Below are 15648 nucleotides of genomic sequence, written 5' to 3'. Positions count from 1 at the left end.
ATTAATCAGAAGCAAGCGGCGGCACGTCGTAGATAAATATTGAGTGCAGTGAAAGAGACGTTTCGTACACCGCCTGGCGGGAGTCAGCGGCGACATTTCAGGCCGCCGAGCCAATCCTCGGCCATTACGTTATAATCCCGCCCTTTAGCTGCCCTCAGCCCGCTGTGCGGGGGCACACCTTTTCTCGGGCGCGATGCGCCTGTGTGCAGACAAAGAGGCTAGACCCTAGTGGCATTGACGATCCTTGGCCTGTCCGGCGCCCTTAGCCATGATCCTTCCGCAGCGCTTTACATCGACGGCAAGCTGATAGCAGCGGCCGAGGAAGAGCGTTTCGTTCGTGATAAACATGCAAAGAACCGCATGCCCTACGAGTCGGCGAAGTTCTGTCTGGAACAGGCAGGCATCAAGCCGTCGGACGTCGATGTGGTGGCTATTCCCTTCGCCCCTATCAGCCTGTTCGGCAAGGCACGCTGGCACTACGCCAAGCGTTACTGGTACGCCCCGGATCGCGCACTTGATGCGCTGCTGATGGGCAACCGCCGCTACAAGCGTTATCGCAACAAGATCGTCTGGTGCCTGGAGCAACTGGGTTTCGATCCGAAAAAGATCAAGATCGAGCCGGTCGAACACCACTTGGCCCACGCCTCCAGCGCTTACCACTGCTCCGGTTTTACCGAGAAAACCGCGATCATGGGCATCGATGGCAAGGGTGAATACGCCACGACCTTCTTCGGCTACGGCGAAAACGGCAAGATCCACAAGATCAAGGAATTCTTCGATCCGGATTCGCTGGGCGGGCTGTACGGCGCGATCACCGAATTTCTCGGCTTCGAAATGCTCGACGGCGAATTCAAGGTGATGGGCATGGCGCCGTATGGCGATGCCAGCAAGTACGACTTCTCGCGTCTGGCTACCTTCGAAAACGGCGAGCTGATCATCAATACCGAGCTGGCCAACGTCATCGGTCTGCGTCGCTATAAAGAGAACGGCAAGGGCTTCTACTTCTCGCCGAAGCTGATCGAATGGCTTGGCCCCAAGCGTGTCGGCGATGTGGCTGATGAGCCGTATATCCACTACGCCGCCAGCATGCAGGCGCTGTTCGAAAAGCTGGCGTTGCAGATGATGGACCACTACCTGGGTGACATCCTCAAAGAAACCGGCAAGATCGCTTTCGCTGGTGGCTGTGCGCTGAACGTCAAGTTGAACCAGCGCATCATTGCCCGTCCCGAGGTCAAGGAGCTGTTCGTTCAGCCAGCCTCGGGCGATGCCGGTACGGCAGTGGGCGCTGCAGCCTATGTGTCGCATGCCCGTGGTGTGCCGGTCGAGAAGATGGAACACGTCTACCTCGGCCCCTCGTACAGCAACGAGGACGTGATCGCGGCCTGCGCCCGTCACCCGAGCAAGCCGGTCTGGCGTCAGATCGACAATACGCCAGAGCGTATTGCCGAGATCATGGTCAAGGGCAACCCGGTTGCCTGGTTCCAGGGGCGCATGGAGTTCGGCCCGCGCGCGCTGGGCGGTCGTTCGATCATCGGTTGCCCGAGCGTGACCGGTGTGGCCGACCGCATCAACCATCAGATCAAGTTCCGCGAGCGCTGGAGGCCTTTCTGCCCGTCGATGCTCGACACCGTTGCGCCGCAGATGATCAAGATCGATCACCCTGCGCCGTTCATGACCTTCACCTTCGAAGTCGCCGAAGAATGGAAGACCCGCGTGCCGGAAGTCGTCCACGAAGACGGGACTTCTCGCGCTCAGGTGCTCAAGCGCGAGTACAACCCGCGCTACTACGACATGATGAAGGCGCTGGAAGGCCTGACCGGTAACGGCGTGTCGCTGAACACCTCGCTCAACCGCCGAGGAGAGCCAATGATCTGCTCGCCCACCGATGCCCTGAACATGTTCTTCGGCTCGGACCTCGAGTACCTGATCATGGAAGACATCCTGGTGGTCAAAGAGGGCGTCGAAACCTATGACACGCTCGGCTGAACGTCACGTACTGCAGTTCTGTCATGGCTATGACGGGCCTTTTCTGGACTGCGCACGGCAATACGCCAGCCTGTTCGCCGGCAAGGGATATCGGGTCACAACGGTATTTCTGACCGGTGCCGCCGACCCCGATGTGGTCGCTGATTGCGGTTCGGACGAAGTGCTGTTCATGGAGTACAGCTCCAGTGCCATTCGTGGCCTGAAGCTGGGCGCCATCCGTGACTTGCGCAAGATCGCCGCCACGCGCAGCTTCAGCTTTTGCATTGCGCATCGCTTCAAGCCGGTCTACATCGCACTGCTGGCCACGAGTCTGCCGGTGATCGGCGTGCACCATGCGTTTGGCGACTACAAGCGCCGTTCGCGCAAGCTGTTCGCCACGCTGTTTCGCAAGCGCCTGAGCCTGCTCGGGGTGTCTGATGCCGTTCGTGACGACATGCGCAGCAGCCTGCCCAAATGGCCGGCCGAGCGTATTCAGACCTTGTACAACCGTATTGATATCGAGCAACTGCAAGGCAGCCAGTTTTCCCCGGAAGATGCGCGTGCCGAGCTGGGGCTTTCACCTTCTGCGTGGATCGTGGCCAACGTCGGCCGTCTGCATCCCGACAAGGATCAGGCCACGCTGTTGCGCGGTTTTGCCGAGGCGTTGCCCAATCTTCCCGAGAACAGCCAGCTGGTGATTCTCGGCAAGGGTCGTCTTGAAGAAGACCTCAAGGCACTCGCCCTGGAGCTGGGCATCGGCGCGCAGGTGCTGTTTCTCGGACAGGTGGCTGACGCGCGCCGTTACTTCAAGGCGTTCGACGTCTTCGCCCTGAGCTCGGATCACGAACCGTTCGGCATGGTTTTGCTGGAGGCGATGGTCGCCGGTGTACCACTGGTGGCGACCTCGTGCGGCGGCGCGAAGGAAGTGGTCGAGGATGTCGGCCTGTTGTTCCCGCTCGGCGATATTCATAGCCTGGCAAACGGCCTGGTACATATGGCGGGCCTGGATGCCGAGCAGCGTCAGGATTGTGCCGAACGCATGTTGCTGCGTCTGCGCGAGCGGTTTTCCGACCATGCCGTGCGCGACGTGTTCTGGCGCTTGCCGCAAGTCTCCAGCCTGACGGCGGGGGTCTGATGCTCAACCGGTTCAGAGGCTGGCGTGAACGTGGCTGGGTGCAAATCGATGCTGCCGCCTACGAGCAGGCATGGCAACGCTTTGGCGGCAGTGTCGCCACGCACCCGCTGGTGGTTGCGCGCCTTTCAGGGCTTGCCGGTATACCCGTGCGCTATCTGGCGTGGGAGCAGGGCGGTGAGTTGAAGGCAGCAATTGCTACCTGGGGGCGCTCAATGGCGCTGTCCAAGGACGAGCTGAAACGTCACGGCAAGAAAGGTCTGTTCGATCTGGGCAATGCCGAGCTGATTCTGCCGATGGCTGAAGACGTTCAGGTGCCGGTTCGCCACCAGGCTCGCTACGTCTCCGCGCTTAACGAAGGCCGGGTCAGCACCTTCAAGCCGCAGGCCGAATCGCTGGCGATGGCGCGTACGCCTGAAGAGTTGTCCAAAAAGTTTCGTTACAACCAGCGTCGCGAACTGCGTTTGCTGGAAGAGGCGGGTGGTACGGTGCGGCCGGTCAGCGAGTTCGGCAGTGCCGAACTGGCAAGCATGTATTGCGATCTGTTTCAGCGTCGCTGGGGCTTTGCGGCCACTGGCGCCCGGCACAAGGCCGAGGTTATCGAACTGCTGCGCGAACTGCTGATCGGCTCTGTGGTGTTTCTCAACGATGCCCCGGTCGCCATTCAACTGGTGTATCGCGTTGAAGCGCCGCAGTGGGTCAGCGTCGAGTACGTCAATGGCGGCGTAGATCCTGAAACCCGGGATTTCAGTCCGGGCAGCGTGCTGAGCTTCGTCAACACCCAGTCCGCCTGGGAAGACGCTCGCGCCTTGGGCAAGTCGCTACGTTTTTCCTTTGGCCGTGCCGACCGCGAGTATAAGGATCGATGGTGCAATCCCGTTCCGGTGTTCCAGATTTGAGCCGCAAGCAGCAATTGCTCAAGCGCCATCGCCGTAACAAACGGCTGGTGCTGCTGGGTGGGCTGTTGGCGCTTATCGTGCTTGGCGCACTGGTGGCCTGGTGGCTGGTGCCGCTTCTGGCCGTTTGCGCATGGGTCGCACACGAGGCGTGGTTCGCCGACCATCTGTTTTATTCGCCAGCCGATGACTATCAGTACAATTTTCCGGCCGATGCCGAAGTGCCCGGTTTACGCCTGCAGGGTGGCAAGCTGTTGCTGGAAGCGCCGCTGTCACTGACCGGCGACGAGACGCTGGTGCTGGCGCTGACAATCGACAGTACGTGGCTGGGCCGTTTTCTCGATCCGTTCGTCGAGCTTCGCGGGTTTGATGTGCAGGACCGGCAGGCTTTCGAGCGCGGCGTCGGCGGCGTTCGGTACCTGAACCTGACTGGTCTGGGGGATTCACTGGCTGCCGGTGCGCTGCACCTGCGTGGGCGTTTCTGCCGTTTGACCGGCACGCCGCGTCTCTGGCTGTTTCGCCAGCCGGATGCACGCGAACAGCGTGTCATGGTCATCGCGCCGCACGCCGACGATGCCGAACTTGCCGCTTTCGGGTTGTACAGCCAAGCCGAGGAAGCGTGGATTGTCACGCTGACTGCCGGTGAAATTGAAGCCGAACATTATCAGCAGATGGGTATGGAGCGCGCCGAGGCTGCGCGCATGAAAGGCCGCTTGCGGGCATGGGACAGTATCGCCGTTGCCCGTTGGGGTGGCGTGCCGGAATCGCAGTGTGTGCAACTGGGCTATTTCTGCCTGCAACTGCCTGCCATGCAGGCGGCGCCGGATGTGCCTGTCGGCTCGCGAGAGGCTGATCTGACCGATACCCGGTTATTCCGCCAATTCAACACACTGCCATTGCCCGGCGACGACGGCCAGCCGACCTGGAACAACCTGCTCGCCGACCTGCGCGCGCTGATCCTCAAGGCCCGTCCCGAAGTAATTGTCATGCCGCATCCGGCCATTGATCCACACCCCGATCATATCTGCGCCCAGGCAGCAGTGCGTGAGGCGCTGGTCGGCCTTGAGTGGCAGCCGCAGCTGATACTCGGTTACGCCAACCACCTGCATGACAATGACCGCTGGCCGATGGGCGATGCGTACACAGGTATCAGCCTGCCCCCGGTGTTCGATGCCCGATTGCCGCTGGTGCCTTACAGCCTTCAGCTGTCGGTGGCGACGCAACGGGACAAGGCGATGGCGCTGGGCATGATGCATGACCTGCTGCCGCGCATGCCTTTCAAGCGCCGCATGCGCCGTGCATTACAGCGCGTTCTGGCGGGGCGGCGCTGGCCGGCCGAAGGTGAAAACGAATTCTTCCGTAAAGCTGTGCGACGACACGAGCTGTTCTGGTGCAGCCGTGATATCTGATTCAGCAGGCGCAGTACTGCAAGGAAAACCATGAAAGTCCTACTTCTGGTCCAGAAAGAGCAGCGTGCCATTCTGGACCGTCTTTACGAGGGCATCGCCGCCCATTGCGAATGCGATGTGCGCTGGCTGAGTTCCGACGAACAGCGCAACCTGCGCAGCTATTTCCGTCGCGAAGTGGACGTCGGCCGTTACGACCGGATCGTGTTTTTTCTGCGTTTCAAACAGGAAGTGCGCCAGGTCGCGTTCATCCGCACGATTCCCAATCTGGTCATCCTCGAGCACGACGCTTACCAGAACTACATCCCTTGCAAATACACCGGCAAGTTCAGCGCGCACTACCGCAAGCTGCCGTGGGCCAGAGTTATCTGCTCGGGGTTCATGGTCAGCGAACGCCTGCGTGAAGAGGGCTTCGACGCAGTCTTTGTGCCTAAGGGCTATGACCAGAGCCTGCTGCAGTTGCAAAGCCGCGAGCGCGACATCGAGCTGGCGTTTGTCGGCAGCACCAACAGCGTCGCCTACAGTGGCCGCAAGGCTCTGCTGGATGAGTTGGGACAGGTCGAAAACCTGCTGGTAACGCGCACCAAGTCCGGGGAAGAATATTGCGACACCCTGAACCGGATCCGTTTTTTCGTCAGTGCCGATGTCGGCATGGGCGAATACATGATCAAGAATTTCGAAGCCATGGCCTGCGGGTGTGTGCTGTTCGCTTTTGACCAGGGTGCTGAAGAAAACCGCGCACTGGGTTTTGAGGATATGCGCAATATCGTGCTCTACCGCGACATTCCCGAACTGCGTGAAAAACTGGCACAATTGCGGGATAACGCCGAACTTGCCAGCGAAATCTCGCGTAACGGGCAGACTTTGGTTCAGGAACGCTTTACATTCCATGCCCTTGGCAATGCGATTGTGGAGGCCATGCGTGCGCCATTGCGCGGCATGCCAGCCGCCAGCTGGGTTGATCGCTTGCGGTCACGTTGGGGCTGGTGATGTTTTATGAATATTCAATGAGCGGGAACGAATGATGGTTTTCAGCGAAAACAGCGACATCACACTGGTCGTAACCAGTTGTGGTCGCTTCGACTTGTTGAAGCGCACTCTGGAGACGTTCGACCGTTTCAACACTGCGCCCATACGCCAGGTGCTGATTACCGAAGACTCGGGTGATGTTCAGGTCGAGGCGTGCATTCCGGAACACTGGCGTCCTCACACTCGGTTCATCATCAACAACCCGAAGCTGGGGCAGATGCGCTCGGTCGATAGCGCCTATTCGATGGTCGAGACGTCATGGGTTTTCCATTGCGAAGATGACTGGGATTTCTACCGTCCGCATTTCATCGAAGAGTCGATGACCCTGCTCACCCATGACCCGCAGGCGCTGCAGGTCTGGTTGCGCAGCTACAATCACGACCTGCGCATTCACAGCCCTTATGTCTACCTGAATGAGCGCGAAGTGGTCGATGGTATTCCGTTTTACCGGCTCGGTTCGAGCAAGCCCGAGTGGCAGGGGTTTTCATTCAACCCCGGGTTGCGTCGGCTGGCCGATTACCGGCAGCATGCGCCTTATTCTGGCCACGGTGGAGAGAAGAAACTTTCACAATTATTCGCTTCGCAAAACCGTTACGCTCTGATTCTGGAAAATGATGCCGTGTTGCACACCGGTTTCGGTGAGCATGTGGTGGTGCCGCAGGAGCGGCTGGATAAACAGCGTCGCAAGCGCCGGGATCGCGTCAAGCTGATCGTGGCGGTGTTCGCAGGTCTCGTAGCAGGTTGGTTGCTCAATAATGTCAGTTGACCGTATCAGAATCCCCAGCAGCAAAGTACAAGCGTATTTCACCGCAGCGATTGTTGTCTTTCTGCTGAGTTTTATCCTCAACTCGTCAGCCAAGATCACCAATAACCTGTTCTATGCACTCACGGCCTTGCCGGGCTTGTTCTTTTTGATCAAGTACCGTGGCGCGGATGTATTTGCCAAACCGCTGGGCATTGCCTGGGTTGTGTTCATGGCGTGCTTTCTGGTCCCGGCGCTGCAGGCGCAGGAGTTTCAGTACTACAAGCACATCATATACGTCAGCCTGTTTGTCTTCGTCGTTGCCGGTATCGCAGACAACGGCTTCTTCCGGCGCGGGCTTTTCGTGCGCGGCATGTTCTGGGCCGTCGGTCTGTACATCCTGCTCAGCTCGATTCACAGCTGGGTGACCGGGCAGTTCATCTTCGGCCAGCGCGTGGCGATCCTGCCGGGGCGCATGGAAAACGTGATTTACGCCAGCGCCTGGCTGGTGTGCAGTCTTGCACTGGCCCTGCCACTCTGGGCCAGAGAGCAACGCTGGGCCGAGGCGGTCTGCGGCGTCATTTTTACGCTGGTGATAACGGCGTTCGTCGTCCAGACGCGCACCGCTCTGGTGGGTGCCGGGTTCCTGTTTTTTGCCTGCACTGTGTATTCGATCTACCGATTCCCGTTGCGCACCGTCGCGGCCCTGGTGGTGCTGGGTATCGTCGCGGCGGCAGGCTTCTGGTTCGTGAAGGATGAGCAGTGGGTGACCTTGTTGATGGTCAGAGGCGACTCCTACCGCATCGAGCTGTTTGAAATCATGACCGGCGAATGGCGTCGCTGCGGTTGGCTGCTAGGCTGTGGTGTCGATTTCTATACCACTCAGACACTGACTGGCGGCATACCGATTCAGCACCCGCACAACATCTTTGTGTCGCTGGGGCTTTATACCGGCGCCGCTTCGCTGGTGATGTTTCTGGTGGTGATGGCAATGACGCTGTGGAACGCCTTGCGCAAAGGCGACGCTTGGGGCCTCTACCTGGCGTGCGCGCTGGTGATGCTCAATTTCGACGGCGGCCAGCTGGTGGGCAACCCCGACGAACTCTGGGTGCTGGTGTTGCTGCCGGCGACCATGGTGCTGGGACGTGTGGTGCAGACGTATCGACTGGAACGTGCTGCGGCTGTCTGATATCAGCGCTTGATGAAAAATGGCTGCCTTTTGAGCGGCCATTTTTTCAGATCATTGCCTGGGTAAGCTCACCAGTGCGACACAGGGTCTGAGCGCTCATGTAGCCTTCCAGAAATGCCGGGTTACCATTGTCCAGCAGCCACTGACGGTCTTCCTGATAACGCAGCATGTGCTTGAAATTTCGCAGGCGCAGGCTTTTGCGCAAAGAGTGGCGGTAGGTCTTCATGTCGGCGATATCGATCAGGCCCAGGTTGCCCTCTGGCGTAAGAATCACGTTGCCCAGGTGGGCCGAGCGAAAGTAGACCCCTTTCTCGTGCAGGCTGGCAATGAAACGGCCCAGTTGCGTGCGCAGCTTGTCATCGGCGAGCGCGCTGCCCAGCAGTTGGCGCAGGGTGTAACCGGCCAGCGGTTCGTAATGGACGGCGTCGCGCTCTATCTCGGCAATTCGGCAGACCGTGAGTACGCGCGGGCAGGGGATATCACGATTGGCCAGTGTCACGCAGTTGTCTGCGAAGCGCTGGGCATAGGGATACCAGGCTGCCGAGCTGACCAGGCGCTTGCGCCGAAACAATTTCAACATCGACCCGTCACGCAGACGTAGTACTTTATCGCCCGTGCCGTCGGCTTCAAGCACTTCGGCACCTTGAACCAGGTCAAGGTAGTGGGCGTGGTCTAGCGCTTGCATCGATACTCCGGTTTTTACGCCCCAAGGGCCCAATGATCGTCATACATAAGCCTGTCTTCGATTCTGGCCCTTCGGGCAGAAGCCAGGCTTGCAGGCTTCGGGCAGCGATCAGAAGCCCTCGGGAATGGACGGGCCGCCTATGTTACCGCAGCAGGCAGCCGCGAAAACTGCTGTGATACAATTCGGCCTCTTTTTAACACGACGGACTCTCATGACAACTTCCGAATCGTCCGCAACCTCCAGCGTGAAAATCTATTTCCGTCTGTTGTCTTACGTGCGTCCGTATGTGGGCATTTTCCTGCTCAGTATCATTGGTTTCGTGATTTTCGCCTCGACCCAGCCGATGCTCGCGGGCATCCTGAAATACTTTGTCGATGGCCTGACCAATCCCGAGGCCGTGCTGTTTCCCAATGTGCCTTACCTGCGGGAGCTGCAACTGCTGCAGGCCGTGCCGCTGCTGATCGTTCTGATTGCTGCATGGCAGGGGCTTGGCTCGTTTCTGGGTAACTATTTCCTGGCAAAGGTCTCGCTGGGGCTGGTGCATGACCTGCGGGTCGAGTTGTTCAACAAACTGCTGGTCCTGCCCAACCGCTATTTCGACACGACCAATTCTGGTCACCTGATCTCGCGAATCACCTTCAACGTCACCATGGTGACCGGTGCTGCCACCGATGCTATCAAGGTCGTGATTCGCGAAGGCCTGACTGTGGTGTTCCTGTTCATCTACTTGTTGATGATGAACTGGAAGCTGACCTTGGTGATGCTGGCAATCCTGCCGCTGATTGCCGTGATGGTGGGCAGTGCGAGCAAGAAATTCCGCAAGCAGAGCAAGAAGATTCAAGTGGCGATGGGCGACGTGACCCACGTTGCGTCGGAAACCATTCATGGCTATCGCGTGGTGCGCAGTTTCGGCGGCGAGTCCTACGAAGAGGCGCGCTTCGCTCAGGCCAGTGACAGCAATACCCGCAAACAACTGCGCATGACCAAGACCGGCGCAATCTATACGCCGATGCTGCAACTGGTGATCTACACCGCCATGGCGGTGCTGATGTTTCTGGTGCTGTTTCTGCGTGGCGATGCAACCGCAGGCGATCTGGTGGCGTACATCACGGCTGCGGGCTTGTTGCCCAAGCCGATCCGTCAGTTGTCGGAAGTCAGTTCGACCATTCAGAAGGGCGTGGCAGGTGCCGAAAGCATCTTCGAGCAGCTGGATGTCGAAGAAGAGGTCGACACCGGCTCTATCGAGCGTGAGCGTGTCTCCGGCCATCTCGAGGTGAAGAACCTCAGCTTCTTCTATCCGGAAACTGCGCGTCAGGTCCTGAACGACATCAGCTTCTCGGCGGCGCCCGGGCAGATGATCGCCCTGGTAGGCCGTTCTGGCAGCGGCAAGTCGACGCTGGCCAACCTGATCCCGCGGTTTTATGGTCACGATCTGGGCAATATTCTGCTCGATGGCGTCGAGATCAATGATTACCGGCTGCGCAACCTGCGCAGGCATATTGCTCAGGTCAACCAGAACGTCACGCTGTTCAATGACAGCATCGCCAACAACATCGCTTATGGCGACCTGGCAGGGGCGCCGCGTGCCGATATCGAGGCCGCTGCCGCCGATGCGTACGCCAAGGAATTCATCGACCAACTGCCGCAAGGGTTCGACACCCAGGTGGGCGAAAACGGCGTGTTGCTGTCCGGTGGTCAACGGCAGCGTCTGGCGATTGCTCGCGCCTTGCTCAAGAATGCGCCACTGCTGATTCTCGACGAGGCGACTTCCGCCCTCGATACCGAATCGGAGCGGCACATCCAGGCGGCGCTGGATCACGTCATGAAGGGCCGTACCACGCTGGTCATCGCCCATCGCCTTTCGACCATCGAAAAGGCCGACCTGATCCTGGTCATGGACGCCGGGCAGATCGTCGAGCGGGGCACCCATGCAGAGCTGCTTGCGCAGAATGGCTACTACGCTCGTTTGCATGCAATGGGGCTGGATGAGCCTGCTCCTGTCGGCGCTGTCTGACCTCACTATCGGGCGGGCTGATGCAGCCCGCCTGCCTTATGGCGGCGAAACTCAACAGCCTGTCGGTTGCAAACCCCTGTGCTAAGATTCCGCCCCTGTCCATTTTTCTAGTACGGGTTGTTCCATGAAGCTAACCATGCCGCGCTTTGATCAGGCCCCTGTCCTGGTGGTCGGTGATGTCATGCTCGACAGATACTGGCATGGTGGTACCTCGCGTATTTCCCCTGAAGCGCCGGTGCCTGTGGTCAAGGTCGATCAGATCGAAGACCGTCCGGGCGGTGCCGCCAACGTAGCCCTGAACATCGCTGCGCTGGGCGCGCCGGCGTCTCTGGTCGGTGTGACAGGTGACGACGAGGCCGCCGAAAGTCTAGCTAACAGCCTTAAGGCAGCTGGCGTTCTGGCGCGTTTTCAGCGCATCGCCGACCAGCCCACCATCGTCAAATTGCGCGTCATGAGTCGCCACCAGCAGTTGCTGCGTATCGACTTCGAAGAACCCTTCAACACCGACCCGCTGGCGCTGAGCGCAGAAGTTTACAGTTTGCTGGACGGCATCAAGGTGCTGGTCCTGTCCGATTACGGCAAGGGCGCACTGAAAAACCATCAGGCGCTGATTCAGGCCGCCCGCAAGCGTGGCATCCCGGTACTGGCCGACCCCAAGGGCAAGGACTTCGCGATTTATCGTGGTGCCAGCCTGATCACCCCGAACCTGAGCGAGTTTGAGGCCATTGTCGGTCACTGCGTCGATGAAGCCCAATTGGTCACCAAAGGGGCGCAACTCATGCAGGAACTCGATCTGGGCGCCTTGCTGGTGACTCGCGGCGAGCATGGCATGACGTTGCTGCGTCCTGATCAACAGGCGCTGCACCTGCCCGCCAGAGCCCGCGAAGTGTTCGACGTGACGGGCGCGGGCGACACCGTCATTTCCACGTTGGCAGCGGCGATTGCGGCGGGCGAAGAATTGCCCCATGCCGTTGCGCTGGCCAACCTGGCGGCAGGCATCGTGGTCGGCAAGCTGGGTACTGCTGCAATCAGTGCCCCTGAGCTGCGCCGTGCCATCCAGCGCGAAGAAGGCTCCGAGCGTGGCGTGTTGGGCCTGGAGCAGTTGCTGCTGGCGGTCGATGATGCGCGTGCGCACAAGGAAAGAATCGTCTTCACCAATGGCTGCTTCGACATCCTCCATGCCGGTCACGTAACCTATCTGGAACAGGCGCGGGCACTGGGCGATCGCTTGATTGTGGCGGTCAATGACGACGCTTCCGTCAGCCGCCTGAAAGGGCCGGGGCGTCCGATCAACAGCGTTGACCGGCGCATGGCCGTATTGGCCGGGCTGGGCGCGGTGGACTGGGTGATCAGTTTCCCTGAGGGCACGCCCGAGAACCTGCTGACTCACGTCAAGCCTGACGTGCTGGTCAAAGGTGGGGATTACGGAGTCGATCAGGTGGTCGGCGCCGATATCGTTCAGGCCTACGGCGGCGAGGTGCGGGTGTTGGGCCTGGTGGAAAACAGCTCGACAACGGCCATCGTCGAGAAGATACGCAGTCAGTAACGGCAATATATAGCTGCAAGCCGCAAGCTTGCAGCTACTTGCTCAGGCTGCCCCGAGCCATCTGCAACAGTTCCCGAGCCTTGACGGTCAGGCGTTTGAAGCCGGTTTTCTTCGGTGGCGGAGCCATGCCCTGCTGGCGCAACCAGTCTTTCCAGCGAATCCGCTCCTCTCTCACCACCCAGCCATCCTGGGCAGCGAAACTCTCTGCCAGATACAGCCCGCGAGTTCCTGCAGGGCTCAGCTTGTCGCGTTTCAGCGTGTACAACTCGGGTAGCGGCGATCCGTTTTCCAGCGGCATCAGGTACAGGTCCGGTTTGCTGCGGTTCAAGCGGGCGACCAGTTCATTGTTTTCCAGCGCCTCATCGACGTGGAACAAGCTGATCGGGCGCGCCTCTTTGGGGATTTCCAGGCGCATGTCGTAAATCAGCTGTAGTGACGCTGTGGGCAGATGCACGTAGGCCCGAGGCCGTTCGATGAGTGTCAGGTTGCCGCTGCGTACCGGGCGAGCGGCACCGGACAGCGGGCTCAGGCGAAAGGGCAGGGCATCACGATAATGCAGCGCCGCAGCGTAAGGCGCAGGCAGCCAGGTTTCCTTGAACAGGCCGTTCAGCCAGCCTTGAGGCGTTTCGATCAGGCATTCTTCGGCCACTTCCTGAATAGCTGTGTGCAGAGGCAATGCCAGCTCGTGGGCCGGTACGTAGCCCGAAATCAGCTTGAGTACCACGTCACCGCGGTCCTGACGACGCTGACGGACCAGCACCCAGTAATCGCGATTCTGCCAACTGACGGTCAGGCGCACCGAAACTCCCAGGTTGGCCAGTTCGGCGGAGAAGCGCTCGGTGTCCTGCACTTCGATCTTGCGCCGCCGCTGCAAGGTCTGAGCGAAGTTCATCGGCATGCCGACGCTCTGATAGCTCAGGCCTTCGGGAGTGGCTTCGACAAACAGCGGCAGAGTCTTGAAGTTGCTGGGGTTTTTCCGGATCAGTGTTCGCGGCATAACGGCTCCTTCTTGCGTTGGGGTCGGCCGCCTTAAATCAGGCTTGACGGCAAATTACGGCAGCGGCGGTGGCAACGTTATGCGCCAGGTGCAGCGGGTTGATGGTCCCGACAATAGCACTGACAACTCCCGGGTGTTCAAACAGTAGTTGAAAACTGGCCTGCACCGGGTCGGTGCCGGGCGTCAGGCAGGCATGACCGCTGGCCAGCGCCTTTTTGACCAGAATGCCTTTGCCGTGAGCGGCAGCGTAGTCCAGGACCAGTTTTTCGTGCTGTTCGGCGAGGTTGTAGGTGACCATCGCGCAGTCGCCTTCGCGCAATGCCAGCAGGCCGCCCTCGACCGTTTTGCCAGAAAAACCGTAGCCGCGGATCTTGCCTTCGCGCTTGAGTTCGGCGAGCGTCTGGTACACCTCTGCCTCATTGAGAATCGCCAGGTCGTTGCCGTCCGAATGCACCAGAACCAGGTCGAGAAAGTCAGTTTCAAGACGTTTCAGACTGCGCTCGACTGACTTGCGGGTGTGTGCCGCGCTGAAATCGTGACTGGACTGGCCATTGTCGAATTCTTCACCAACCTTGCTGACGATCACCCAGTCATTGCGTTGACCACGTAGCAAAGGGCCGAGGCGTTCCTCGCTGTTGCCGTAGGCCGGTGCGGTGTCGATCAGGTTGATGCCCATGTCGCGGGCCATGCGCAACAGCATCTGCGCCTGCTGGTCATTGGGAATTTTGAAACCGCTGGGGTATTTGACGCCCACGTCGCGCCCTAGTTTGACGGTGCCCAGGCCTAGCGGCGAGACGCTCAGGCCGGTGCTGCCGAGGGGGCGATGCAGGTCGTGCAGGGTCTTCAGGCTCATGGCAGCAGTTCATCCCAGACAGGTATGGCCATTGGCGGCCGTGGCACGTCCACCAGCGGTGCTTGTGGCGTTGGGTGGATGCCGTCCCTCGACAGCTGCGACAGAACCCGGTCAGCGAAGTCCGGAGCCAGCGCCAGTTTGGTTGGCCAACCCACCATCAGACGATGCTGGCTATCGAGAAAGGCGTTGTCCGGGCGGACCAGCCCTGACTGGGCAGGCTCTGCTCGGTCCACTCGCAGGGTCGCCCATTGCGCCTGACTCAGGTCGATCCACGGCAGCAAGGCTTCAAGCTCCTTGCGGGCGACGACAATCTGCGCGTCCGGTTCGCGGGCCACGCCATCGGCTTCGGCCAGATCGCCACCCAGATACCACACCCATTGGCCATTGGCTGCGGGGTGGGTCGTCACCGTGATGCGTGGCTTGGTGCCGCCGCCCAGGCAATGAGCGAACAACGGTTTCAGGGTGGGCCCCTTGACCAGCACCATGTGCAGCGGACGGCGCTGCATCTGTGGCTGCGACACGCCAAGCGCGTTCAGCAGGTCGGCAGTGCCTCCGCCTGCGCTGAGCACAATGCGCTGGGCATGAATGGCGCGACCATCGACACGCAGGCCGACCAGCTCGTCTGCCTCGTAAAGCGGCTCGATATTCTGCCCCGCCAGCAGGCTGTCATCTGCAAGCTGTGCAAGTCGTCCGATGAGGCTGGGCACATCGACCACCAGTTCGGCCAGCCGATAGACCTTGCCCTTGAATTTCGGGTTTTGCAGGGCGGGCGGCAATTGCTCGCCCTTGACCTGATCCACGCGGCCGCGCACTGCCTTGCTGGCGAAGAAACTGGTCAGGTTGCCGGCAAGGGTGCCAGGCGACCACAGGTAATGGGCTTCGGACAGCAGGCGCACCCCCGAGAGGTCCAGCTCGCCCTTGCCGTCGAGCGCTTCACGCCAGCGGCGGGGCATGTCGGCAATGGCCTCGGAGGCACCGGACAGCGCGCCGTGCAGGGCGTATTTGGCGCCGCCGTGAATGATCCCCTGCGACTTTAGACTTTGCCCGCCACCCAGGCTGGCGCTTTCTACCAGCACTGTCGAGAACCCTTGACGACGCAACCGGGCATTGAGCCAGAGACCGGCTACGCCAGCCCCGACAATCAGCACGTCAGTGGAAATAACCGATGGCATGAGCACCTCAGTGAGCAAAAAG

13 protein-coding genes are annotated in these 15648 nt (G+C 60.0%); 9 read left to right on the top strand and 4 right to left on the bottom strand.

Annotated features, from left to right (window positions below; translation table 11 throughout):
* Window positions 1-228 precede the first annotated feature (228 nt).
* The 7 genes from I9H09_RS21690 to I9H09_RS21660 are packed head-to-tail and all read left to right on the top strand — an operon-like array spanning window position 229 to window position 8359.
* Window positions 229-1986: a carbamoyltransferase family protein gene (locus tag I9H09_RS21690; protein WP_005888427.1), complete on the top strand. Its 1758-nt coding sequence runs from the start codon at window positions 229-231 to the stop codon at window positions 1984-1986.
* The gene (locus tag I9H09_RS21685) at window positions 1970-3100 is read left to right on the top strand and encodes a glycosyltransferase (RefSeq protein WP_005888429.1); all 1131 of its coding nucleotides are present in this window, start codon (window positions 1970-1972) and stop codon (window positions 3098-3100) included. The genes I9H09_RS21690 and I9H09_RS21685 overlap by 17 nt, the downstream gene beginning before the upstream one ends.
* Entirely contained in the window at window positions 3100-3996 is an 897-nt protein-coding gene (locus tag I9H09_RS21680) for an antimicrobial resistance protein Mig-14 (RefSeq protein ID WP_024690411.1), read from the top strand. Before I9H09_RS21685 ends, I9H09_RS21680 begins: the two co-directional genes overlap by 1 nt.
* Window positions 3993-5402: a PIG-L family deacetylase gene (locus I9H09_RS21675; protein ID WP_122347242.1), complete on the top strand. Its 1410-nt coding sequence runs from the start codon at window positions 3993-3995 to the stop codon at window positions 5400-5402. The genes I9H09_RS21680 and I9H09_RS21675 overlap by 4 nt, the downstream gene beginning before the upstream one ends.
* A gap of 30 nt (window positions 5403-5432) precedes the next feature.
* Window positions 5433-6389, top strand: a complete 957-nt coding sequence (locus I9H09_RS21670) for a glycosyltransferase family protein (RefSeq protein WP_122347243.1) — start codon at window positions 5433-5435, stop codon at window positions 6387-6389.
* Between the two features lie 31 nt (window positions 6390-6420).
* Complete coding sequence (locus I9H09_RS21665) at window positions 6421-7194, top strand: hypothetical protein (RefSeq protein ID WP_005888439.1); 774 nt, start codon at window positions 6421-6423, stop codon at window positions 7192-7194.
* Window positions 7184-8359, top strand: coding sequence for a membrane protein (locus I9H09_RS21660; RefSeq protein WP_024690415.1), 1176 nt, complete (start codon window positions 7184-7186; stop codon window positions 8357-8359). Before I9H09_RS21665 ends, I9H09_RS21660 begins: the two co-directional genes overlap by 11 nt.
* Window positions 8360-8405: 46 nt before the next feature.
* On the opposite strand, the gene I9H09_RS21655 is transcribed toward I9H09_RS21660, so the two are convergent.
* Window positions 8406-9044: a BUD32 family EKC/KEOPS complex subunit gene (locus tag I9H09_RS21655; protein ID WP_005888443.1), complete on the bottom strand. Its 639-nt coding sequence runs from the start codon at window positions 9042-9044 to the stop codon at window positions 8406-8408.
* A gap of 211 nt (window positions 9045-9255) precedes the next feature.
* On the opposite strand from I9H09_RS21655, the gene msbA reads away from it, so the two are divergent.
* Both msbA and hldE read left to right on the top strand, forming a co-directional pair.
* Window positions 9256-11058 carry a lipid A export permease/ATP-binding protein MsbA gene (gene msbA / locus I9H09_RS21650; RefSeq protein ID WP_053479884.1) on the top strand — a complete coding sequence of 601 codons (1803 nt, stop codon included), beginning with the start codon at window positions 9256-9258 and terminating at the stop codon, window positions 11056-11058.
* 124 nt (window positions 11059-11182) lie between these two features.
* Window positions 11183-12604: a bifunctional D-glycero-beta-D-manno-heptose-7-phosphate kinase/D-glycero-beta-D-manno-heptose 1-phosphate adenylyltransferase HldE gene (gene hldE, locus I9H09_RS21645; RefSeq protein WP_024668649.1), complete on the top strand. Its 1422-nt coding sequence runs from the start codon at window positions 11183-11185 to the stop codon at window positions 12602-12604.
* A 34-nt stretch (window positions 12605-12638) separates the two neighbouring features.
* Here the strand turns inward: hldE and I9H09_RS21640 are convergent, their stop codons facing one another.
* From I9H09_RS21640 to I9H09_RS21630, 3 genes are read right to left on the bottom strand one after another with little or no spacing between them, the layout of a single operon-like run.
* Entirely contained in the window at window positions 12639-13601 is a 963-nt protein-coding gene (locus I9H09_RS21640; RefSeq protein WP_055002358.1) for a hypothetical protein, read from the bottom strand.
* 37 nt (window positions 13602-13638) lie between these two features.
* A complete protein-coding gene (locus I9H09_RS21635; RefSeq protein ID WP_236502251.1) occupies window positions 13639-14454 on the bottom strand; it encodes an aldo/keto reductase in 816 nt (271 codons plus the stop codon).
* Complete coding sequence (locus tag I9H09_RS21630) at window positions 14451-15626, bottom strand: NAD(P)/FAD-dependent oxidoreductase (RefSeq protein ID WP_122347245.1); 1176 nt, start codon at window positions 15624-15626, stop codon at window positions 14451-14453. Before I9H09_RS21630 ends, I9H09_RS21635 begins: the two co-directional genes overlap by 4 nt.
* Window positions 15627-15648 lie beyond the last annotated feature (22 nt).

The sequence above is a fragment of the Pseudomonas tremae genome, from assembly GCF_023278125.1.
Classification (GTDB): Bacteria; Pseudomonadota; Gammaproteobacteria; order Pseudomonadales; family Pseudomonadaceae; genus Aquipseudomonas; species Aquipseudomonas tremae.
Note: the sequence above shows the minus strand (reverse complement) of the source record. Positions and strands in the feature narration are given on the sequence as shown.

Bases quoted from the DNA above. Each gene is read 5' to 3' on its own strand.
- I9H09_RS21685 (WP_005888429.1), top strand. From the start codon at position 1,970: ATGACACGCTCGGCTGAACGTCACGTACTGCAGTTCTGTCATGGCTAT.
- I9H09_RS21680 (WP_024690411.1), top strand. From the start codon at position 3,100: ATGCTCAACCGGTTCAGAGGCTGGCGTGAACGTGGCTGGGTGCAAATC.
- I9H09_RS21670 (WP_122347243.1), top strand. From the start codon at position 5,433: ATGAAAGTCCTACTTCTGGTCCAGAAAGAGCAGCGTGCCATTCTGGAC.
- I9H09_RS21665 (WP_005888439.1), top strand. From the start codon at position 6,421: ATGATGGTTTTCAGCGAAAACAGCGACATCACACTGGTCGTAACCAGT.
- I9H09_RS21660 (WP_024690415.1), top strand. From the start codon at position 7,184: ATGTCAGTTGACCGTATCAGAATCCCCAGCAGCAAAGTACAAGCGTAT.
- I9H09_RS21655 (WP_005888443.1), bottom strand. From the start codon at position 9,044: ATGCAAGCGCTAGACCACGCCCACTACCTTGACCTGGTTCAAGGTGCC.
- msbA (WP_053479884.1), top strand. From the start codon at position 9,256: ATGACAACTTCCGAATCGTCCGCAACCTCCAGCGTGAAAATCTATTTC.
- hldE (WP_024668649.1), top strand. From the start codon at position 11,183: ATGAAGCTAACCATGCCGCGCTTTGATCAGGCCCCTGTCCTGGTGGTC.
- I9H09_RS21640 (WP_055002358.1), bottom strand. From the start codon at position 13,601: ATGCCGCGAACACTGATCCGGAAAAACCCCAGCAACTTCAAGACTCTG.
- I9H09_RS21635 (WP_236502251.1), bottom strand. From the start codon at position 14,454: ATGAGCCTGAAGACCCTGCACGACCTGCATCGCCCCCTCGGCAGCACC.
- I9H09_RS21630 (WP_122347245.1), bottom strand. From the start codon at position 15,626: ATGCCATCGGTTATTTCCACTGACGTGCTGATTGTCGGGGCTGGCGTA.